This is a genomic window from Streptomyces sp. NPDC047000 (genome assembly GCF_040644295.1).
In the GTDB taxonomy this organism is placed as follows: Bacteria; Actinomycetota; Actinomycetes; order Streptomycetales; family Streptomycetaceae; genus Streptomyces.
On sequence record NZ_JBEYWE010000004.1, the window covers coordinates 199691 to 221038 of the forward strand.

Here is a 21348-nt window from a genome sequence, read left to right on the forward strand (position 1 = left end):
CCGGCGGTGCGGGTGGGGATCAGCCGCCGCTGTAGGTACCGGACTCCACGGCCTTCCAGGCGCCGCTCTCGACGGAGTAGACGGTGAGCTGCTTGTTGGTGGCGTCGCCGTACTCGTCGAAGGAGACCTTGCCGGTCACACCGTCGAAGGACACGTTCTGCACCGCCGCGGTCACCTTCGCGCGCGCGTCGGAGGGCAGCTTGCCGCCGTTGTCGTCGACGACCTTCTTCACGGCCTCGATGATCGACCAGGCCGAGTCGTAGGAGTAGCCGCCGTACGCGCCGTAGGCCTCGGTGTAGCCGCCGGCCTTGTAGTTCGCGACGAACTCCTTGGCGGAGGCCAGGGTCTCCACCGGCGCGCCGACGGAGGTGGCGAGGTCGCCGGTGCCGGAGGTGCCCGCCAGCTTGATGAAGTCGTCGGCGTAGATGCCGTCGCCGCCGACCAGCGGGATCTTCGCGCCGGCCGCCTTGATCTGCTTGCTGAGCGGACCGGCCTGCGGGTACTCGCCGCCGTAGTAGACCACGTCGGCGCCCGAGTTCTTGACCTTGGTCGCGACCGCGGAGAAGTCCTTGGTGTCGGGGTTGATGTGCTCGGTGCCGGCCACCTTGCCGCCGAGCTTCTTGAACTCGGCCGTGAACGTGGCGGCCAGACCCGCGCCGTAGGTCTTCTTGTCGTCGATCACGAAGACCTTGGTCTTCTTCGCCTTGTTGAAGACGTACTGCGCGGCGAACGGGCCCTGGATGGCGTCCGTGGTCGCGGTACGGAAGTACGACTTGTACGGCCGCGTCTTGGACGTCTGCCAGTTGTCGCCCTGGGTCAGCGCCGGGTTGGTGTTGGCGGGGGAGACCTCGACCAGTTTCGCGTCGTCGAAGACCTTCTGCATCGACTGGGCGACGGAGGAGTTCAGCGGGCCGACCACGCCGAGGACGTCCTTCTCACCCACGAACTTGGTGGCGTTCGTCTGGCCCGAGGAGGGCTGCGCCTGGTCGTCGAGGGCCTCGACCTTGAAGGTGACGCCCTTGACGTAGCTCTTCTTGTTGGCCTGCTTGGCGGCCAGGTCGACCGAGTTCTTGATGCCGAGGCCGAGCGCGGACAGGTCGCCGGTCAGCGGGGCGTCGACGCCGATGACGACAGTGGTGCCGCCGTTGCCGGAGTCCGAACCCTTGCTGCCGCTGTCACGCGAACCGCAGGCGGTGAGGGTGAGTGCTCCTGCCGCCAGCGCGGCGGTGATGGCGATGAGCGAACGTTGACGCACGATCAGTCCTTTCCCCTGACACAGCCGCATCCCCGTGGAAACGGCCGAGTCGCGCGCCGGGCCGAAGTTGCATTCCGACGGCGCGGTGACTGGCCGTGACTCTAAGCGGCTGGGGCGAACCGGGAGGAGGGGCTGACGAATGATGTGACGCTCTTGTTATGACACGAGGTAATGCAGAGCGGTACACGATGGGGGGAACGGAGGAATTCCAGCCGATTCGCCCTGTCCGCATGCTGAGAAAGTGCAGGACTCGTGCAGGTTCGTTCAGGCGTCTCGATGGTTTTGGTGATTACGCGGAACTGCCGTCGGAAGCGGCTTCGACCGCTTCTGAGAGGTGTCGCGCGTAACGGGGGCCGAAGATGAAAGTCCGTACTTGTATTGCGCGCATATTACGAAGAGTTACATCCAGGAAAGGCAGTCCGGCGTTCTTCGGCACACTTCGGCAATCGGTCACGTGCACGGTTGTCGTGATCTTGCGCGAAGCGCCCGCCTTTGTTCCGGACGGCCCCGGACGCACCCTGAGCAGCACCGCGAAGCGTGAACCGGTCAAAGCACCGGGCCGCGCGGGTCCGATGCCCGGTCAGCCGGTCAGCCGGTCTGCGGCGTCGGCGCCTTGGCGTGATCTCGCCGTCCGGGCGGCGTCGGAGGCGGGCGCGTCGGAGCCGGGGCGCCGGAACCGGGATCCGGGGCGCCGCCGGCTCCGGCCGGGAGACCTCCCGGCGGACTCAGCCCTGGGCGGTCTGCGCGTGCGCCTCGTCCCCCGCCGCCACGTCCCGCAGCAGGCACGTCAGACGCGCGGTGCACACCCGCTTGCCGGCCTCGTCACTGATCACGATCTCGTACGTCGCCGTGGACCGCCCCCGGTGGACCGGGGTGGCCACACCGGTGACCAGGCCGGAACGCGCCGAGCGGTGATGCGTGCAGTTCAGGTCCACCCCGACGGCGACCTTCCGGCTCCCGCCGTGCAGCATGGAGCCCACCGAACCGAGCGTCTCCGCCAGGACCGCCGAGGCGCCGCCGTGCAGCAGCCCGTACGGCTGGGTGTTGCCCTCCACCGGCATCGTGCCGACGACACGCTCCGCCGAGGCCTCCACTATTTGGACGCCCATCCGCTCGCCGAGATACCCGGCGGAGAACAGGGCGGGCAGGTCGACGCCCAGAGCCGCGTACTCGTCGACGACCTCTTGAGGGAACTTCGCTTGTTGCTGCTCGCCCATGCGGTCCTGCTCCGTTCGTGGTGCTCCGATGGATCCGGCTGACACTGAGCAAACGCTCAGTCGGTACCCGATTGTTCCAGACGGACCACGACGGACTTGCTGGCCGGGGTGTTGCTGGTGTCGGCGGTGTGGTCCAGCGGCACCAGCACATTGGTCTCGGGGTAGTACGCCGCCGCACAGCCGCGGGCCGTCGGGTAGTGCACGACCCGGAAGCCGGGCGCCCGCCGCTCGACGCCGTCCTTCCACTCGCTCACCAGATCCACGTACGAGCCGTCGGCCACCCCGAGCCGCGTCGCGTCCTCGGCGTTCACCAGCACCACCCGGCGGCCGTTCCTGATACCCCGGTAGCGGTCGTCCAGGCCGTAGATCGTGGTGTTGTACTGGTCGTGCGACCGCAGCGTCTGCAACAGCAGCCGTCCCTCCGGCAGCCGCGGGTACTCCACCGGCGCCGCCGTGAAGTTGGCCTTGCCGGTGGCCGTCGGGAAACGCCGCTCGTCGCGCGGCGCGTGCGGCAGGGCGAAACCGCCGGGACGGGCCACGCGCGCGTTGAAGTCCTCGAAACCGGGCACCACGCGCGCGATGCGGTCGCGGACCGCGGCGTAGTCCTTCTCGAACTCCTCCCACGGCACCGCGCTGTCCGCGCCGAGGACCCGCCGGGCGAGGCGGCAGACGATGGCGGGCTCGGACAGCAGATGGGTGCTCGCGGGCTCCAGACGGCCGCGTGAGGCGTGCACGATGCCCATCGAGTCCTCGACCGTCACGAACTGCTCGCCGCTCGCCTGGAGGTCACGCTCGGTGCGGCCCAGGGTGGGCAGGACGAGCGCACGCGCGCCCGTGACGGCGTGCGAGCGGTTGAGCTTCGTCGACACGTGCACCGTCAGCCGCGCCCGGCGCATCGCCGCCTCGGTGACGTCCGTGTCGGGCGACGCCGACACGAAGTTGCCGCCCATGGCGAAGAACACCTTCGCCTTCCCGTCGCGCAGCGCGCGGATGGCCCGTACGACGTCGTAGCCGTGCTCGCGCGGCGGCGCGAAGCCGAACTCCTTCTCCAGCGCGTCCAGGAACGCCGGGGCGGGCCGCTCGAAGATGCCCATCGTGCGGTCGCCCTGCACATTGGAGTGGCCGCGCACCGGGCACACACCCGCGCCCGGCCGGCCGATGGCACCGCGCAGCAGCAGGAAGTTGACGATCTCCCGGATCGTCGGCACGGAATGCTTGTGCTGGGTGAGGCCCATCGCCCAGCAGACGATGGTGCGCTCCGAGGCGAGCACCATGCGGAGCATCTCCTCGATCTCCGCGCGGGTGAGTCCCGTCGCCGCCAGCGTGTCGTCCCAGTCGGCGGCCCGCGCCGCCTCGGCGAACTCCTCGTAGCCGTGCGTGTGCTCCCGTACGAACGCCTCGTCGACCGCGCCCCCGGTCTCCAGGACCAGCTTGTTGAGCAGGCGGAAGAGGGCCTGGTCGCCGCCGATGCGGATCTGCAGGAACAGATCCGTGAGGGACGTGCCGGTGGTGAGGCCCTTGGGCGTCTGCGGGTTCTTGAAACGCTCCAGGCCCGCCTCGGGCAGCGGGTTGACGCTGATGATCCGCGTGCCGCCCGCCTTGGCCTTCTCCAGGGCGGCGAGCATCCGCGGATGGTTGGTCCCCGGGTTCTGCCCGGCGACGATGATCAGATCGGCCTGGTAGAGGTCCTCCAGCAGCACGCTGCCCTTGCCGACGCCGATCGTCTCCGACAGGGCCGAACCGGACGACTCGTGGCACATGTTGGAGCAGTCCGGGAGGTTGTTGGTGCCCAGTTCCCGGGCGAACAGCTGGTAGAGGAACGCCGCCTCGTTGCTGGTGCGCCCCGAGGTGTAGAAGACGGCCTCGTCGGGCGTGCCGAGGGCGTTCAGCTCCTCGGCGACGATGTCGAACGCGCGCTCCCAGCTGACCGGCTCGTAGTGCTCGCCGCCCTCGGGCAGGTACACGGGATGCGTCAGCCGTCCCTGCTGCCCCAGCCAGTAGCCGCTGCGGCCGGCCAGGTCGGCGACGGAGTGGGCGGCGAAGAACTCCGGTGTGACCCGGCGCAGGGTGGCCTCCTCGGCCACCGCCTTCGCGCCGTTCTCGCAGAACTCCGCGGTGTGCCGGTGGTCCGATTCCGGCCAGGCGCAGCCCGGGCAGTCGAAGCCGTCCTTCTGGTTGACGCGCAGCAGGGTCAGCGCCGTGCGCTTCACGCCCATCTGCCGCGTGGCCATGCGGAGCGTGTGTCCCACGGCCGACAGGCCGGCCGCCGTGTGCGGGGGCGCTGAGACGTCCGGCGCGTCCTGGACCGGATCAGCCTTCGGGGGCCTGGTAGCCATCGCGGGCTCTCCTTCACTGGCAGGTGGTGAGGTCCGGGTACGTCTCCGATCCTCGCACGGGCGGCCAGGGGCGGGACGAGGCGGGCTGCCGTGATCACACGGGCCGGGGCGGCAGCGGCGGCCGGAGCCGTGGCCGGGAGCCGTGGACGGGGCCGGGGGCCGGGGCGGTCGCGGGGCCCGAGTGTCAGTGGGGCGTGGCAGGATCGGGGACGTGGCAGACACAGCATCGAAGACGACCGACAAGACCTCCGGCGGCAGCCGCCCGCGGCTGATGCTCATGGACGGGCACTCGCTGGCCTACCGCGCGTTCTTCGCGCTGCCCGCGGAGAACTTCACCACCGCGCAGGGGCAGCCGACGAACGCCATCTACGGCTTCGCGTCGATGCTGGCCAACACGCTGCGCGACGAGTCGCCCACGCACTTCGCCGTCGCCTTCGACGTCTCCCGCAAGACCTGGCGCTCCGAGGAGTTCACCGAGTACAAGGCGAACCGCTCCAAGACCCCCGACGAGTTCAAGGGCCAGGTCGAGCTGATCGGCGAACTGCTCGACGCGATGCACGCCGAGCGCTTCGCCGTCGACGGGTTCGAGGCGGACGACATCATCGCCACCCTCGCCACCCAGGCCGAGGCCGAGGGCTTCGAGGTGCTGATCGTCACCGGCGACCGCGACTCCTTCCAGCTGGTCACCGAGCACACCACGGTGCTGTACCCGACGAAGGGCGTCTCCGAACTGACCCGGTTCACCCCGGAGAAGGTCGTCGAGAAGTACGGGCTGACCCCGGCGCAGTACCCCGACTTCGCCGCCCTGCGCGGGGACCCCTCCGACAACCTGCCGGGCATCCCCGGGGTCGGGGAGAAGACCGCCGCGAAGTGGATCAACCAGTTCGGTTCCTTCGCCGAGCTGGTCGAGCGGGTCGAGGAGGTCAAGGGCAAGGCCGGGCAGAACCTGCGCGACCATCTGGAGGCGGTCAAGCTGAACCGCCGGCTGACCGAGATGGTGCGCACCGTGGAGCTGCCCAGGACGGTCACCGACCTCGAGCGCGCCCCGTACGACCGCACGGCCGTCGCGATGGTCCTCGACACCCTGGAGATCAGGAACCCGTCCCTGCGCGAGCGGCTCCTCGCCGTCGACCCCGGTGGCGAGGAGGCCGACGCCGCCCCGGTGGCCGCGGCCGGCGTGGCCGTCGACGGCACGGTGCTGGGCACCGGCGAACTCACGCCCTGGCTCGCCGAGCACGGCACCGGGCCGCTCGGCATGGCCACCGTGGACTCCTGGGCGCTGGGCACCGGCTCGGTCGCCGAGGTCGCGCTCGCCGCGGCCGGGGGGCCGGCCGCCTGGTTCGACCCCGCCGGACTCGACGAGGCCGACGAGAACACGTTCGCCGCCTGGCTGGCCGACGAGGACCGGCCCAAGATCCTGCACAACGCCAAGGGCGCCATGCGCGTCCTCGCCGAGCACGGCTGGAGCGTCGCCGGGGTCAGCATGGACACCGCGCTCGCCGCCTATCTGGTCAAGCCGGGGCGCCGCTCCTTCGACCTCGACGCGCTGTCGCTGGAGTACCTCGGCCGCGAGCTGGGCCCCGCCGCCGCTGCCGACGGGCAGCTCGCCTTCGGGGTCGACGACGGCAGCGAGGCCGAGGCCCTGATGGTCCAGGCCCGTGCCGTGCTCGACCTCGGCCAGTCCTTCGGGGCCCGCCTCCAGGAGGTCGGCGCGGCGGACCTGCTGCGGGACATGGAGCTGCCCACCTCCGTCCTGCTGGCCCGTATGGAGCGGCACGGCATCGCGGCCGACCGGGCCCATCTGGAGGCCATGGAGCAGATGTTCGCGGGCGCCGTGCAGCAGGCGGTGAAGGAGGCGCACGCGGCGGCCGGGCACGAGTTCAACCTGGGCTCGCCCAAACAGCTCCAGGAGGTCCTGTTCGGCGAGCTGGCCCTGCCGAAGACGAAGAAGACCAAGACCGGTTACACCACGGACGCCGACGCGCTGGCCTGGCTGGCCGCGCAGACGGACAGCGAACTGCCGGTGATCATGCTCCGCCACCGTGAACAGGCGAAGCTGCGGGTCACCGTCGAGGGCCTGATCAAGACGATCGCCCCCGACGGCCGCATCCACACCACGTTCAACCAGACCGTCGCCGCGACCGGCCGGCTCTCCTCCACGGACCCCAACCTCCAGAACATCCCGGTCCGCACCGACGAGGGCCGGGCCATCCGCCGCGGCTTCGTCGTCGGTGAGGGCTTCGAGTCCCTGATGACCGCGGACTACAGCCAGATCGAACTGCGGGTGATGGCCCACCTGTCCGAGGACGCGGGCCTGATCGAGGCGTTCACCTCCGGCGAGGACCTGCACACCACGGCCGCCTCGCGGGTCTTCTCCGTCGCACCCGGCGCGGTGGACGCGGAGATGCGCCGCAAGATCAAGGCGATGTCCTACGGCCTCGCGTACGGCCTGTCCGCCTTCGGCCTCTCCCAGCAGCTGAACATCGAGGCCGCCGAGGCCCGCGCCCTGATGGACGCCTACTTCGAGCGGTTCGGCGGCGTACGGGACTATCTGCACCGGGTGGTGAACGAGGCACGCGCGACCGGGTACACGGAGACCCTCTTCGGCCGCCGCCGCTACCTCCCCGACCTCAACAGCGACAACCGCCAGCGCCGCGAGACGGCCGAGCGCATGGCCCTGAACGCGCCGATCCAGGGCACGGCCGCGGACATCGTCAAGATCGCCATGCTCCACGTCGACCGGGCACTGCGCGAGGCGGAGCTGAGGTCCCGGATGCTCCTCCAGGTGCACGACGAGATCGTCCTGGAGATCGCCCCCGGTGAACGCGAGGCCACCGAGGACATCGTCCGCCGCGAGATGGCGAACGCGGTCCACCTGAGGGCACCGCTGGACGTGGCGGTGGGCGTGGGCCCGGACTGGGAGTCCGCCGCGCACTAGGCCCGTGGAGGGTGCCCGGGGCCGTGGAGGCAGCTGTCGGTGAGGTGTCCGGCACCGCGGGTCCGGCGGCACCGTGCCGAAGCGGTCCGCGGCGGTCTCCGCCCGGCGCGTGTCCGGCCTCCCCGGCTCCGCCCGGTGCGTGCCCCACCGGTCCTCGCCACCGCCCCGGCCGTCCCGGGCCCGGCGGCGGACCGGCCGGCCGCCCTCACCGTGCCGCCGGGACCCCGGCCGGGTGCGGGGCGGCCGGGGCCGGACGCCACACCCTGACCGCGACGGCGTACGACAGCAGCCCCAGGACCAGCCCCGCGCCCGCGCCGAAGCACAGCGTCGGGACCAGCTCCCAGGGCTTCGCCTTCGGCCCCCAGTAGGCCCACCACCGGGCGGCCCGCTGCACCGCCCCGACGGCGGCGCAGCCGCCGATCACCGCCCAGGCCCACCAGCGGTCCCGCGCGGACAGCCGCGGGACTCCCACGGGCGCTGCGGCCGGAGTCCGCCGCAGCGCGGCCACGAGGAAGACGGCGATCACGACCGCGGCGGCCAGCGAACTGCCGTACTGCAGCTCCTGGTACAGCGGAGATCCGGCCACGTTCCGGCCGAGCACGGGCAGCAGCCGCACCCCCCAGCGGTCGTGGTGGGTGAAGGCGTCCCACACCACGTGCGTCAGTGAGCCGAGCGCCGCCGACACGTACCACCACGCCGCCAGGGCGGGCGTCACCCGCGCGTGCGGCGCACCGCAGCGGAACAGTGCCGCCGTCCGTGCCCGCCGGGCCCGTGGGAGCAGCGCCGCCAGCGGCTCACGGACGAGCAGCCACAGTCCGGTCAGAGCCCACGCGATGGCCACGTCGACCGTGAACACGCCCGGGAAGGAGTGGGTGACCTCACCGAACTGCATCGCGCCGGGCAGCGCGCTCGCGGCGTAGTACGTCATGTCCGGTGCGAAGGAGCCCGCGACGAGCACCGCGGGCACCAGCCGGCCACGGCCGGACCCGTCCCCGCGCACGGCGGGCAGCACGGCTGCCGCATGGCTCAGAGTGAACGGCACGGACTTCCCCTTGGCGGTCGTCGGCCGGGCCCGGCCGGGTGAACACGGCTGTCCAGTATGCGGGACGGCGTCCCGGTTCAACGCCACATGGCCAACTGGTGAAAATCGGGGGCCAACGGGTGCCCGCCTGCGACAAGTTGTCGTAGGGTCACCTGGGTCACCGCGCCGCACGCGCGGGGGAACCATCGAACAGAAGAACATGTGGCCCGAAAGGGACACGAGGGCAACCGCGGCAACAGGTCAACCGTCACACCAGTGCGAGCAGGCACAGACAGACCGACGGAGACGGGCGCTCGGGCGTCCATGGGAGGGATTCACTCTATGGCGGCGCACATCGGCAGGAGGCTGCGCAAGGGAGCGGCGACCACCGCCGTGGCCGCGGCGGCGGTCGCGGCTCTGTCGGCGTCCCAGGCACCGGGGGTCGCGTCCGGCGACCCCGGCAGACAGACCGCCGCCGGACAGTCCGCGCCGGACCCCGCCCACGACGACAGCGCGACCGGCAACTCGCCGTACTACACGGACCTGCCGCCGCTGAACAGCCCGTACCCCAGCACCAGCCCCTCCCCGACGGCCGGCACCCCGGTCGCCCAGGGTGACACCGAGGCGGGCATCCCGGCGACCGTCCTGGACGCGTACAAGAAGGCGGCCGACGAGCTGAGCGCGTCCAAGCCCGGCTGCAACCTGCCGTGGCAGCTCCTCGCGGCCATCGGCAAGGTCGAGTCCGGCCAGGCCCGCGGCGGCCGTGTCGACGCCGACGGCACCACCCTCTCGCCGATCCTCGGCCCGGTCCTCGACGGCAACGGCTTCGCGAGCATCCGGGACACCGACGGCGGCCTGTACGACGGCGACAGCACCTACGACCGCGCGGTCGGCCCCATGCAGTTCATCCCGTCCACCTGGGCCTGGGCCGGCCGGGACGGCAACGGTGACGGCAAGAAGGACCCGAACAACGTCTACGACGCCGCGCTGGCCGCCGGGCACTACCTGTGCCGGATGGACTGGGACCTGTCCCGGCAGGCCGACCTGCACAGCGCGATCCTCAGCTACAACAACTCGCAGGACTACCTGAACACGGTCCTGTCGTGGCTGGAGTACTACCGCAAGGGCACCCACTCGGTACCGGACGGCACCGGCACCGTGCCGTCCGGCCGCAGCGACGGCGGCGGCAGCAGCGGGGCCGACCCCACGGCACCGGCCACGTCCGACCCGGGGCCGGGCTCCGGCAAGGGCGGCGGTTCCACACCCGCCCCGACACCGCCCGCGAAGGACACGCCGAGCACCCCGGCCCCGACGCCGCCCACGCCCACCGAGACGGTCGACCACCTCCAGGACACCGGCACCCCGGCCCTCAGCGCCATGGCGGGCGACGTGTTCACCGCGAAGATCAGCACGACCGCGCAGGACAAGAAGGGCAAGGGCGTCGCCAAGGTCCGGGTCCGGTTCACCGTCATCGGCGACACCGACACGACCTTCACCGGCGGGGAGACCGTCACCACGGTCCAGACCGACAAGACCGGCACGGCCGTCGCGCCCGCGCTCCAGGCGGGCGAGAAGACGGGCGGCTTCACCGTCCGCGCCGTCGTCGTGGGGCGCGCGCTGCCCGGACTCGACTACCGGGCGACGGTCACGGCCCGCGCCGCCGACACCCTGGCGCGCACGGCCGACACCGCCCTGACCTGTACGGCGGGCGGCGAGTTCGCCGACCAGGTCACCGTGCAGGCGACCTACAAGGGTGCCGTCGCGGACAAGGTCGCCACCACCGCCACCCTGGTCCGATCGGCGGACGACACCACCGAGAACGACAAGGGCCCCTACTTCAAGGACGCCGACGGCAAGGCCGTGCGCACCCTCACCGGCCTGCAGACGGACGCCGACGGCCGGTTGACGCTGCCCGAGCTGTACGCGGACGACACCACCGGCACGTTCCTGCTGCGCCTCACCACCACCGGCGGGGCCGTGCTCACGGTCGAACTGACCGTGACGGCGCCCGCCTCCTCGTCGCCCACCCCGTCACCGAGCCCTTCCGCCTCGGCTTCGGCCTCGTAGTCCTCACGGGCCTCGTGGTTCCCACGGGCCTCGTGGTTCTCGTGGTGCCCGTTCCGCCGGTCCTCCCGAGGGGCGCCTCCCGCTTCGGCGGCGGGGCGCCCCTCGTCCGTGTGCGCGACGGGTTCTCTTCTCGGCCGCCCGTTGCTACCGTGCCGGACCTGACGACACGTCAGCAAAGCTTTCCGCACAAGCCGGTTCCGTCCGACGGGAGGCCGTATGCGTGCCCTGATCGCCGCCGCGACCGGTCTCGCCGCCGCGGTCGCCCTGGTCCTCGCCCTCACCGCCGCGGGCACACCGGACGGTGCGACGTCTCCGAAGCCGCTGCTGACCACGGTGCCCGCGCACCCGTAGAGAACCGGCAGGGAGGCCGAGATGAGCCGCAGGGCCAGTCTGATCCTGCTCGCCCTCGCCGTGTTCTTCACGGCGCTGTCCCCGCTGCTGCGCTGGTACGCCTTCCCACGGCTGGCCAAGATCCCCGCGAACCAGTACCAGGACATGGTCCTCGAGGCCCGGGGCGCCACCCTCCTCGACTACGGCACCATGAAGGCCCGCAAGGTCTCCAAGGTGACGATCGTGCAGACCCTCAAGGGGAACGTGGCGGCCGCCGAGCGGATCGGGAAGACCGCCGGCCGTGACGTCGTCGTCTGGGACGGCCTCTCCTACGTGCAGGGTCCCGACGGCAAGATGGTCTCCGAGATCCCCGAGCGCTACATCTTCGACGCCCACAGCCAGGAGCCCGTCCACGCGACCGGCGAGGCCGTCGACGGCGACCCCGTCAAACGGGACGGCATCGAGTTCAAGTGGCCCTTCCTCACCGAGAAACGGGACTACGAGTACTTCGACGCCCAGACCCGTACGACCAGCCCCATCCACTACAAGGGCACCACGACCTTCCGCGGCGTCAGGGTGTACTACTTCGAGCAGACGATCCCGTGGACCCGGGTCGGGTTCCCGAAGGTCATGCCCGTCAAGGGCATCACCCCCGAGTCCGTCGCCGGGACGGGCACCACCCGGTGGTACACCACGGTCCGCAGATTCTGGGTCGAGCCCGTCACCGGCGCCCCCGTCTACGGCGAGGAGATCCACAAGGAGGAACTGCGCGGCGGCACCCTGCTCGGGGGCCGCGCCAAGGTGACGGCGTTCGCCGGACACGTGAAGATGCGCGAGGACTACATCCGGCACACCGTGGCGCTCGTCAAGAGCAACCGCACCCTCGTCCTGCTGATGACGTCCTACCTGCCCCGGGGCTTCCTGGTGCTGGGCGCCCTGCTGCTGTCCCTCTCGCTCTGGCTGGAGGCACGCGCCAGGCGCCCGGCCGGTCCCGCGCCCGAACCGGCCGAGGCGCCTGAGCCGGTCAGCGCCTGAGCCGGTCAGCGCCTGAGCCGGTCAGTGACTGAACCGGTCAGCGCCTGAGCCGTGCGCTGGTGTGCCGCGTCGGTTCGGCCGTCGCGGGGTCCTCCGGCCAGGGGTGCTTCGGGTACCGGCCGCGCAGCTCCGCGCGGACGCCCCTGTAGCCGTCCGCCCAGAAGGAGGCGAGATCCGCGGTGACCGCCGCCGGCCGTCCGGCGGGGGAGAGGAGATGGACGAGCAGCGGCACCCCGGCGACCGAAGGCGACACGCGCAGGCCGAACATCTCCTGCAGCTTCACCGCCAGCACCGGCTGTTCCGGGTTCCCGTAGTCGATCCGGATCCTGGACCCACTGGGCACGGCGACGCGCTCCGGGGCCAGTTCGTCGATCCGGGCCGCCTCGCCCGAGGCCCACGGCAGCAGCCTGGTGAGCGACCGACCGGCGTCGACACGCGCGAGATCGGCGCGTCGGCGCGCCCGGCCCAGCTCGGGCTCCAGCCAGTCGTCCACGCGTGCGAGCAGCGCGTCGTCGGACACGTCCGGCCACGGTTCCCCGACGCGCAGCCGCAGAAAGGCGAGCCGCTGCCGCAGCACGACGGCATCCGGCGTTCACCTGAGGAGCCCCGGCCCCTCCTGGCGCAACCCGTCGAGCAGCGCACCGCGCACCAGCAGAGGATCGGCGCCGGACAGCGGCCGCACCGCGAGCTCGATCGCTCCCAGCCGCTCGACACGCCGTGCGACGACATCCCCGTCGGACCAGCGCACCTCGTCCCGCACGTGCAGCAGCGCCCCGGCCGCACCCCGGGCCGCGTCCTCCCCGATCACGGCTCCGGCCCGCACCCGCGCGTGCCTGCTGCCGACGGGCCTGTCGGCCGAGGCCACGGCGATCCACCGGGCCCCGTGCAGCGCCGGCCCCGCCGTCTCGGCCCGCGTCCCGGACGCCATGAGATACGACGTGCCGTCGAGCACGGCGACGCGCTCGGGAAACGCGAGAGCGACCACCATCCCGACCCGGGCGTCCTCACCGGCCGGCCCGGCCGGTTCGACCGGCCCCTCCCTCCCGGCACGGCCACCGTCGGACCGGTGCGCCCGCCCGCCGGGACCGGACCCGCCGGGAGCGGATGCCCCGGCCGTCCCCGCGACGGCCGAGCGCAGACGCCGTACCTCCGTCCGCCAGCGGGCCGCATACGCGTCGCCGCCCCGGCGGGCCGTGCGCAGGGCCGCGGTGAGGTCGTCGCCGTACTCGCGCGGGCACTCCTCGCTCAGCAGCGCCACGACCTCGGCGGTCAGGCCGGCCCCGACGACACCGCTCGCGTCGAGCAGGGCCCGGGCCAGCCGCGGATGCACGCCGAGCCGGGCCATCCGCGCCCCGCGCTCCGTGGCACGCCCGGCGGCGTCCACCGCGCCGATCGCCGACAGCACGTCCCGTGCCGCGGCCATCGCCCCGCCCGGCGGCGGATCCAGCAGGGCAAGACCGGAGGCGTCCGGATCGCCCCAGCAGGCCGCCTGGAGGGCGAACGCCGTCAGGTCGGCCACCTGGATCTCCGGCGCCGGGAACCGCGGCAGCCGGACGTCCTCGGCCTCCGTCCAGCACCGGTACACGGTCCCCGGCGCCTCCCGCCCGGCGCGGCCGGCCCGCTGCCGCCCGGCCGCCTGCGACGCCCGCACCGTCGTCAGCGCGCTCAACCCGCGCGCGTGGTCCACCCGGGGCTCCCGCGCGAGACCGGAGTCGACGACCGCCCGCACCCCCGGAACGGTCAGCGACGACTCCGCGACCGACGTCGCCAGCACCACCCGGCGCCGCTCCCCGGGCGACAGCACCGCGTCCTGCACGGCGGCGGAGGCCCGTCCGTGCACCTGGAGCACGTCGACGCCGTCCAGGTCCCCGAGCCGCCCCGCGACACCGGCGATCTCGCCCACCCCGGGCAGGAAACACAGCACATCACCCTCCTGCTCGGAGAGCGCACGCCGCACCACGGACGCCGTGTGGCCCAGCAGCGCGGGGTCCACCCGCATCCCGTGCGGCGGCCGTACCGGACGCGCCGGCGGCGCCCACACCACGTCCACGGGAAACGACACACCCGCCGCCGCCACCACCGGCGCGCCGCCCAGCAGCCCTGCCCAGCCCTCCGCGTCGGTCGTCGCCGAAGCCGCGACCAGCCGCAGCTCCGGCCGCAGGGTCTCCCGGACGTCGCACAGGAACGCCGCCACCGTGTCCGCGTCCAGATGCCGTTCGTGGCACTCGTCCAGCACGACCACGTCGACGCCGGACAACTCCTGGTCCCGTTGCAGACGCTGCAGCAGCACACCCGTCGTGACGACCTCGACGCGTGTGCGCGGCCCCACCACCCGCTCACCGCGCACGGTGTGACCGACGCTCCGGCCGACCTGCTCGCCCAGCAGCCACGCCATCCGACGGGCCGCGGCCCGCGCGGCGATCCTGCGCGGCTCGGCCACCACCACACGACACGCCGGAGCCCCGCCGAGGAGCCCCGACAGGGCGAGCGGCACGAGTGTCGTCTTGCCGGTGCCGGGCGGCGCCACCAGGACGGCCGTGCCGCCGTCCGCGAGGGCGTCCGCGAGAGCGGGCAGGGCACTACGGACGGGGAGCGCGTCCAGGGCGTCGTGGCAGATCACGCCCCCCAGTGTCGTACGCCCCCGGTGCCGTGCGCCGCCGTCCGGCGGACGGAACGCCCGGCGCGTGCAACAGGTGCAGGACAGGCGCCACGGACACACGCGTGCATGACGGCATCCACGCGCGCGTGGATGCCGCGCCCGTCGGTCAGTCCCGCGTGTCACGCTCGCACACGAAGATCGCCGTCCCCGGGATCAGGCTCCCGCGCAGCGGTGACCAGCCACCCCACTCGGCGGTGTTCCAGGCCGGCCATTCCGGTTCCACCAGGTCCACCAGGTGCCAGCCCGCCGCCACGATGTCCCGCACCCGGTCGCCGAGCGTCCTGTGGTGCTCCACGTACACCGCCCGGCCCGCGTCGTCCTGCTCGACGTAGGGCGTGCGGTCGAAGTACGACCCCGACACCGACAGCCCCTCGGGGCCGGGCTCGTCGGGGAAGGCCCAGCGGATCGGATGCGTCACCGAGAACACGAAGCGGCCCCCGGGCCGCACCACCCTGCGCACCTCGCGCAGCACCCGTACCGGATCGGCGACGAACGGCAGTGCCCCGTACGCCGAGCAGGCCAGATCGAAGGAGCCGTCGGCGAACGGGAGCACGGCCGCGTCCGCCTGGACCAGCGGGAACGAGCCGCCGATCCGCAGCGCGTGCTGGAGCTGGCGGTGCGAGAGGTCCAGTGCCACCGGCCGCGCGCCCCGCCCGGCCAGCCAGCGCGAGCACTGCGCCGCGCCCGCACCGATCTCCAGGACGTCCTTGCCCTTCAGCTCCTCCTGCGGCCCGAGCAGCTCGGCCTCCACCTCGTCCAGCCCTTCGGGGCCCCAGACGAAGCGGTCGTCACCGAGGAACGTGCCGTGTTCCACCTGGTACTCGTCGGCGTTGCGGTCCCACCAGCCCCGGTTGGCCCGGGCGCTCTCCGTGACGCCGGCGGCACGACGGGTGGCTTCGGGCTCGAACGGTTCGGGCACTTGGATGATCGGCTCCCTCGTCGTACTCTTCCGTCCAGTCCGACGCGCGCGGGCGGCGCGGAAGAGGTTCCCGTGGGCCTGTGCGGCCTCATGGGACGGATCTTGTGCCGGGTATGCGGTGTTCCGCCCCGGGTGTGCGCCTTCGTGCATTGACCCTGCCCGGCTGCCCCCGTATGCTACAAGTTGCGCTGCGAGCCTGCGCACCTCAGACGTAGCAGGCTGCGCTCGCATCTGTTGTATGTCCCCTCGGTTGTCGAGGCGCCGTCACTGTTCTCCGGTGGGGCGCTTCCTAAGCTGTCCGGCTTCTGCAGAGCGAAACGGGCTCCCGGCGTGAGCAGTGCCTACGACTTCAATGTCCGTACCGGAGCCCTTTCCCACATGACGAGCAGCACCGAGACCACCGCCACCACCCCGCAGGTAGCGGTCAACGACATCGGTAACGAGGAAGCCTTCCTCGCCGCGATCGACGAGACGATCAAGTACTTCAACGACGGCGACATCGTCGACGGCGTCATCGTGAAGGTCGACCGGGACGAGGTCCTGCTCGACATCGGTTACAAGACCGAAGGTGTCATTCCGAGCCGCGAGCTCTCGATCAAGCACGACGTCGACCCCAACGAGGTCGTCGCCGTCGGTGACGAGATCGAGGCCCTCGTCCTCCAGAAGGAGGACAAGGAAGGCCGCCTGATCCTCTCGAAGAAGCGCGCCCAGTACGAGCGTGCCTGGGGCACCATCGAGAAGATCAAGGAAGAGGACGGGATCGTCACCGGTACCGTCATCGAGGTCGTCAAGGGTGGTCTCATCCTCGACATCGGCCTCCGCGGCTTCCTCCCGGCCTCTCTCGTCGAGATGCGCCGCGTCCGCGACCTCCAGCCGTACGTCGGCAAGGAGCTCGAGGCGAAGATCATCGAGCTGGACAAGAACCGCAACAACGTGGTCCTGTCCCGCCGTGCCTGGCTGGAGCAGACCCAGTCCGAGGTCCGTCAGACGTTCCTCACGACCCTCCAGAAGGGTCAGGTCCGTTCCGGTGTGGTCTCCTCGATCGTCAACTTCGGTGCCTTCGTGGACCTGGGTGGCGTCGACGGTCTGGTGCACGTCTCGGAGCTGTCCTGGAAGCACATCGACCACCCGTCCGAGGTCGTCGAGGTGGGCCAGGAGGTCACCGTCGAGGTCCTCGACGTCGACATGGACCGCGAGCGTGTCTCCCTGTCGCTGAAGGCGACCCAGGAAGACCCGTGGCAGCAGTTCGCCCGCACCCACCAGATCGGCCAGGTCGTGCCCGGCAAGGTCACGAAGCTGGTTCCGTTCGGTGCGTTCGTCCGCGTCGACGAGGGCATCGAGGGTCTGGTCCACATCTCCGAACTGGCCGAGCGCCACGTGGAGATCCCGGAGCAGGTCGTCCAGGTCAACGACGAGATCTTCGTCAAGGTCATCGACATCGACCTCGAGCGCCGTCGCATCAGCCTCTCGCTGAAGCAGGCCAACGAGGCCTTCGGCGCCGACCCGGCCTCGGTCGAGTTCGACCCGACCCTGTACGGCATGGCCGCGTCGTACGACGACCAGGGCAACTACATCTACCCCGAGGGCTTCGACCCCGAGACCAACGACTGGCTCGAGGGCTACGAGACCCAGCGCGAGGCGTGGGAGCACCAGTACGCGGAGGCGCAGACCCGCTTCGAGCAGCACCAGCAGCAGGTCATCAAGTCCCGCGAGGCCGACGAGGCCGCTGCCGCCGAGGGTGGCGAGGCCGCCGCTCCGGCCGCGACCGGTGGCGGTTCGTACTCCTCCGAGGGTGCCGACAACTCCGGCGCGCTGGCCTCGGACGAGGCGCTTGCCGCCCTGCGCGAGAAGCTGGCGGGCGGCCAGAGCTGACGCCTGCCGCCGCACCGGCGCAAGCCGGTGGCCGTTGACCGGTGGCCGAGGGGCCGTACCTTTCGAGGTGCGGCCCCTCGGCCATGCCCATGACCGCATGTCCAAGGCCGTACGTCCAGGGCCGCATGTCCAAGGCCCCGCGCAGAGCCCTGCACAAGGCTCGGAAACACGGGTGACACACCGTCGGCCTGTACGTCGTGACCGGCGGATGCAAGGCTCCGCTTCAGGACCGCCCCAGCCATCGGCGGCGCGGCTCAGCCGCGGCTCAGGGTCGGGCGGCCAGCATGAGAGGGGCGTGAGAACGCGGCTGATCGGGGGTGCGGGGCGGACGGGGGGAATGACCGTGCCCCACCGGGCGTTGTGGCGTACGAACACGAGGAGGAGCAGGTCATCGTGCTGGATCCGCAGGGTTTGTACACGTGGGAGCCGAAGGGGCTGGCCGTCGTCGACATGGCGCTGGCCCAGGAATCGGCCGGTCTTGTCATGCTCTACCACTTCGACGGATACATCGACGCAGGAGAGACGGGTGACCAGATCGCCGAAGCGCTGCTCGACTCGCTGCCGCAGCAGGTCGTGGCCCGCTTCGATCACGACCGGCTCGTCGACTACCGGGCGCGCCGCCCGCTGCTGACTTTCCAGCGCGACCGCTGGACGGGGTACGAGGAGCCGGCCATCGAGGTGCGTCTCGTGCAGGACGCCACCGGAGCGCCGTTCCTGCTGCTGTCCGGTCCCGAACCGGATGTGGAGTGGGAACGCTTCGCCGCCGCCGTACGGCAGATCGTGGAGCGGCTCGGGGTCCGGCTGTCCGTGAACTTCCACGGCATCCCGATGGGCGTCCCGCACACCCGCCCCGTCGGCCTCACCCCGCACGGCAACCGCACCGACCTGGTACCCGGGCACCGCAGTCCCTTCGACGAGGCACAGGTACCCGGCAGCGCCGAGTCGCTCCTCGAGTACCGCCTCATGGAGGCCGGGCATGATGTGCTGGGCGTCGCCGCGCACGTACCGCACTACATCGCCCGCTCGCCGTACCCGGACGCGGCGCTCACCGTCCTGGAGGCGATCACCGCGGCCACCGGTCTGGTCCTGCCCGGCATCGCGCACACCCTGCGCATGGAAGCGCACCGCACCCAGACCGAGATCGACCGGCAGGTCCAGGAGGGCGACGAGGAACTGACCGCCCTGGTGCAGGGCCTGGAGCACCAGTACGACGCCGTCGCGGGCGCCGAGAGCCGCGGCAACATGCTCGCCGAGCCCGCCGACATCCCGTCCGCGGACGAGATCGGGCGCGAGTTCGAGCGGTTCCTGGCCGAACGGGAGGGCGAGGGCTGAGCCGCGCGGACCGGGCGGGAACGCGGCGAGAGGGCCTAGGCTTCCGTCCATGCTGAAGGTGGGCCTGACCGGTGGGATCGGCGCCGGCAAGAGCGAGGTGTCGCGGCTGCTCGTCGAGCACGGCGCGGTGCTCATCGATGCCGACCGCATCGCGCGCGAGGTCGTCGAGCCCGGAACCCCGGGGCTCGCGGCCGTCGTCGAGGCGTTCGGCGAGGGGGTGCTCGCCGCGGACGGCAGTCTCGACCGGACCAGGCTCGGCTCGGTCGTCTTCGCCGACCCGGCGCGGCTCGCCGTCCTCAACTCCCTGGTCCATCCCCTGGTGGGGGCCCGCTCCCGGGAACTGGAGAGCGCAGCCGCCGAGGACTCCGTGGTGGTGCACGACGTCCCGCTCCTCACGGAGAACGGTCTGGCGCCGCTGTACGACGTGGTGGTCGTCGTCGACGCGAGCCCCGCGACCCGGCTCGACCGGCTGGTACGGCTGCGGGGCATGACGGAGGAGGACGCCCGCGCGCGTATGGCCGCGCAGGCGACCCGCCGGCAGCGCCTGGACGTCGCCGACATCGTCATCGACAACGACGTCCCGCTGGAAGCGCTGCGGCAGCGGGTCCGCGAGGTGTGGGACGAACTGGCGGAGCGCGTGTCGCGGCGGGCGTGACGGCGCCTGCGGGGAGGCCCGCGACGGCCCGCGGACGAGCGGGACGTGTGAGCGGGACGAGGGGGCACGCACCGGTCCGGCACGACGAATCGGAACAGTTCGGAATAGCGGTGCTGTCACGGGCGTTGAACGGGGTCCGCGAGGGAAGGATTTCGCCGTGCCCGAGACCAGCGGTTCACCCGGACGGAGTCCGGAGACCCATGTCATCGACTTCCGTGCCGCGGAGCGACTGCTCGCCGCCCGGGACCCGCGGGGCGCGGTGAAGCTGCTCGACGGGGTCGTCGCGGCCCACCCCGAGAACACGGCCGCGCGGCTGCTGCGTGCGCGGGCCTTCTTCGCCGCCGCGCAACTGCGGCCCGCCGAACTCGAGTTCGCCGTCGTGCTGGAACGCGAGCCGGACAACGCGTTCGCGCACTTCGCCCTGGCCCGCACCTATGAGCGCCAGGGCCGCCCCGACCAGGCGAAACGGCACTTCCGGCTGGCCGCCGCACTCGATCCGAACCCGCAGTACCTGAAGGCTGCCCGGTTCGACATGTGAGGACCGGGACCGCCCGGCCCTCCGGCCCGTGGACGGCTCGGACGGCTCATGGGTGACGGTGCCGCGGCGGTGGATACGGCGGCCGGTACGGCGGGATCTCAGGCCCCGGCTGGTAGTGCGGCCCCTGCCGCATATGGCGGATGATCACGGCCAGGTCCACGGCGATCACCGCACTCAGCGCTCCGCAGACCACCGCCCACCCCGTGAGCCCCACGAGCGCGAAGACGACCGTCCCCGGAACCGCCCAGACCAGTCCCCACACGCTCAGCCAGAACCGGGCCCGCAGCGCACTGCGGGCGGTCACCGGTTCACTGCCCGTACGCATCGTGACCACAGCTCCTGCTGGAAAACGTACTCTCCGCCACCGCCGTTCTCCACAGCACGGCGGCAGAGTCGGGGCGCCGCGACCACCCGAAAGAGTGAATCCAGGAGGGTGGGGGAACGGGCATGCGATCGCGGGCCGTTGTCCGGGCATGAGACGGGAAATGCGTGAGGGCCATGAGGGAACGGGTCCCGGAGCGATCACCCCGGACGGCTGCGCGGTGGAGCTGTACGCGCGGCTGCCGGTGGGGAACGAGCCGGATGTCGTCGCCGCGGCCGTCCCGGCGGGCGCCCGCATCCTGGAGCTGGGCAGCGGCGCGGGCAGGGTGACGCACGCACTGGTGGAGCGCGGGTTCGCGGTCACGGCGGTCGACGAGTCCGCCGAGATGCTGGAGCGCGTCCGCGGGGCGCGCACGATATGCGGTCCGATCGAGGACCTCGACCTGGGCGAGTCGTTCGACGTGGTGCTGCTGGGGTCGTTCCTGGTGCACGCGGGGGACCCGGGAGTGCGGCGCGGTCTGCTGCGGGCCTGCGTGCGGCACGTCGCCGCGGACGGGCAGGTCCTGATCCAGCGGGAGGGCCAGGACTGGCACACCGACATACCGCGTGAGCGGGTCGACCCGGCCGGCTTCACCGTGCGGATGCTCTCGGCGGAGCCGGTCGGGGACGGGGTGAACTCGGTGCGCGCCGAGTATGTGTTCCCGGACGCGGTCTGGACGCAGACGTTCAGATCCCGGCCGCTGACGAAGGAGCAGTTCGAGGCGGCGCTGGAGGAGGTGGGACTGAGAGCGGACGAGTATCTGACGGAGGACGGCACATGGGTGCGGGCGGTGCCGGTGCCTGCGGAGTAGCG

15 protein-coding genes and 1 pseudogene are annotated in these 21348 nt (G+C 71.8%); 9 read left to right on the forward strand and 7 right to left on the reverse strand.

The genetic code is table 11. The annotated features are described in order from the left end of the window. Window positions 1-19: 19 nt before the first annotated feature. From ABZ862_RS09660 to ABZ862_RS09670, 3 genes are all read right to left on the reverse strand, one after another. Window positions 20-1255, reverse strand: a complete 1236-nt coding sequence (locus ABZ862_RS09660; protein WP_360955051.1) for a branched-chain amino acid ABC transporter substrate-binding protein — start codon at window positions 1253-1255, stop codon at window positions 20-22. Window positions 1256-1980: 725 nt separating this feature from the next. Next, window positions 1981-2472 (reverse strand): hotdog fold thioesterase, encoded by a 492-nt coding sequence (locus tag ABZ862_RS09665; RefSeq protein WP_360955054.1) that lies wholly within the window; start codon window positions 2470-2472, stop codon window positions 1981-1983. A 56-nt stretch (window positions 2473-2528) separates the two neighbouring features. Then, entirely contained in the window at window positions 2529-4808 is a 2280-nt protein-coding gene (locus ABZ862_RS09670) for an FdhF/YdeP family oxidoreductase (protein WP_360955057.1), read from the reverse strand. Between the two features lie 211 nt (window positions 4809-5019). Here ABZ862_RS09670 and polA point away from each other — a divergent pair, with 211 nt between their 5' ends. Next, window positions 5020-7746 carry a DNA polymerase I gene (gene polA, locus ABZ862_RS09675; protein WP_360955060.1) on the forward strand — a complete coding sequence of 909 codons (2727 nt, stop codon included), beginning with the start codon at window positions 5020-5022 and terminating at the stop codon, window positions 7744-7746. A 205-nt stretch (window positions 7747-7951) separates the two neighbouring features. Here polA and ABZ862_RS09680 read toward each other — a convergent pair whose 3' ends face one another. Further along, complete coding sequence (locus tag ABZ862_RS09680; protein WP_360955063.1) at window positions 7952-8788, reverse strand: DUF4184 family protein; 837 nt, start codon at window positions 8786-8788, stop codon at window positions 7952-7954. A gap of 321 nt (window positions 8789-9109) precedes the next feature. On the opposite strand from ABZ862_RS09680, the gene ABZ862_RS09685 reads away from it, so the two are divergent. From ABZ862_RS09685 to ABZ862_RS09695, 3 genes are all read left to right on the forward strand, one after another. Beyond that, window positions 9110-10834 (forward strand): lytic transglycosylase domain-containing protein, encoded by a 1725-nt coding sequence (locus ABZ862_RS09685; protein ID WP_360955066.1) that lies wholly within the window; start codon window positions 9110-9112, stop codon window positions 10832-10834. 216 nt (window positions 10835-11050) lie between these two features. Next, on the forward strand, window positions 11051-11185 hold the full coding sequence (locus tag ABZ862_RS09690) for an SPW_0924 family protein (RefSeq protein ID WP_360955069.1): 135 nt from the start codon (window positions 11051-11053) through the stop codon (window positions 11183-11185). A gap of 21 nt (window positions 11186-11206) precedes the next feature. Then, window positions 11207-12199 (forward strand): DUF3068 domain-containing protein, encoded by a 993-nt coding sequence (locus ABZ862_RS09695; RefSeq protein ID WP_360955072.1) that lies wholly within the window; start codon window positions 11207-11209, stop codon window positions 12197-12199. Window positions 12200-12236: 37 nt separating this feature from the next. Here the strand turns inward: ABZ862_RS09695 and hrpB are convergent. Together hrpB and ABZ862_RS09705 are read right to left on the reverse strand one after the other, a co-directional pair. After that, window positions 12237-14819: pseudogene (hrpB, locus tag ABZ862_RS09700) on the reverse strand (ATP-dependent helicase HrpB). A 145-nt stretch (window positions 14820-14964) separates the two neighbouring features. Further along, entirely contained in the window at window positions 14965-15927 is a 963-nt protein-coding gene (locus tag ABZ862_RS09705) for a class I SAM-dependent methyltransferase (protein ID WP_360955075.1), read from the reverse strand. Between the two features lie 228 nt (window positions 15928-16155). Between ABZ862_RS09705 and rpsA the strand changes: the two genes are divergently transcribed. The 4 genes from rpsA (at window position 16156) to ABZ862_RS09725 (ending at window position 20174) form a co-directional block, all read left to right on the forward strand. After that, the gene (rpsA, locus tag ABZ862_RS09710; RefSeq protein WP_360955078.1) at window positions 16156-17649 is read left to right on the forward strand and encodes a 30S ribosomal protein S1; all 1494 of its coding nucleotides are present in this window, start codon (window positions 16156-16158) and stop codon (window positions 17647-17649) included. 393 nt (window positions 17650-18042) lie between these two features. Further along, the gene (locus ABZ862_RS09715) at window positions 18043-18981 is read left to right on the forward strand and encodes a PAC2 family protein (protein ID WP_360955507.1); all 939 of its coding nucleotides are present in this window, start codon (window positions 18043-18045) and stop codon (window positions 18979-18981) included. 49 nt (window positions 18982-19030) lie between these two features. Beyond that, window positions 19031-19636, forward strand: coding sequence for a dephospho-CoA kinase (gene coaE, locus ABZ862_RS09720; RefSeq protein WP_360955081.1), 606 nt, complete (start codon window positions 19031-19033; stop codon window positions 19634-19636). A 157-nt stretch (window positions 19637-19793) separates the two neighbouring features. After that, window positions 19794-20174 carry a tetratricopeptide repeat protein gene (locus ABZ862_RS09725; protein ID WP_360955084.1) on the forward strand — a complete coding sequence of 127 codons (381 nt, stop codon included), beginning with the start codon at window positions 19794-19796 and terminating at the stop codon, window positions 20172-20174. Window positions 20175-20220: 46 nt separating this feature from the next. Here the strand turns inward: ABZ862_RS09725 and ABZ862_RS09730 are convergent, their stop codons facing one another. Further along, window positions 20221-20499 (reverse strand): DUF6343 family protein, encoded by a 279-nt coding sequence (locus tag ABZ862_RS09730; RefSeq protein ID WP_360955087.1) that lies wholly within the window; start codon window positions 20497-20499, stop codon window positions 20221-20223. 160 nt (window positions 20500-20659) lie between these two features. On the opposite strand from ABZ862_RS09730, the gene ABZ862_RS09735 reads away from it, so the two are divergent. Continuing rightward, window positions 20660-21346: a class I SAM-dependent methyltransferase gene (locus tag ABZ862_RS09735; protein WP_360955090.1), complete on the forward strand. Its 687-nt coding sequence runs from the start codon at window positions 20660-20662 to the stop codon at window positions 21344-21346. Window positions 21347-21348: the final 2 nt, after the last annotated feature.

Excerpts from the sequence above, each read along its gene's own strand:
- ABZ862_RS09670 (WP_360955057.1), bottom strand. The coding sequence starts at position 4,808 with ATGGCTACCAGGCCCCCGAAGGCTGATCCGGTCCAGGACGCGCCGGAC.
- ABZ862_RS09665 (WP_360955054.1), bottom strand. The coding sequence starts at position 2,472 with ATGGGCGAGCAGCAACAAGCGAAGTTCCCTCAAGAGGTCGTCGACGAG.
- ABZ862_RS09705 (WP_360955075.1), bottom strand. The coding sequence starts at position 15,927 with ATGCACGAAGGCGCACACCCGGGGCGGAACACCGCATACCCGGCACAA.
- ABZ862_RS09730 (WP_360955087.1), bottom strand. The coding sequence starts at position 20,499 with ATGCGTACGGGCAGTGAACCGGTGACCGCCCGCAGTGCGCTGCGGGCC.
- ABZ862_RS09685 (WP_360955066.1), top strand. The coding sequence starts at position 9,110 with ATGGCGGCGCACATCGGCAGGAGGCTGCGCAAGGGAGCGGCGACCACC.
- ABZ862_RS09695 (WP_360955072.1), top strand. The coding sequence starts at position 11,207 with ATGAGCCGCAGGGCCAGTCTGATCCTGCTCGCCCTCGCCGTGTTCTTC.
- rpsA (WP_360955078.1), top strand. The coding sequence starts at position 16,156 with ATGACGAGCAGCACCGAGACCACCGCCACCACCCCGCAGGTAGCGGTC.
- ABZ862_RS09690 (WP_360955069.1), top strand. The coding sequence starts at position 11,051 with ATGCGTGCCCTGATCGCCGCCGCGACCGGTCTCGCCGCCGCGGTCGCC.
- coaE (WP_360955081.1), top strand. The coding sequence starts at position 19,031 with ATGCTGAAGGTGGGCCTGACCGGTGGGATCGGCGCCGGCAAGAGCGAG.
- ABZ862_RS09735 (WP_360955090.1), top strand. The coding sequence starts at position 20,660 with ATGCGTGAGGGCCATGAGGGAACGGGTCCCGGAGCGATCACCCCGGAC.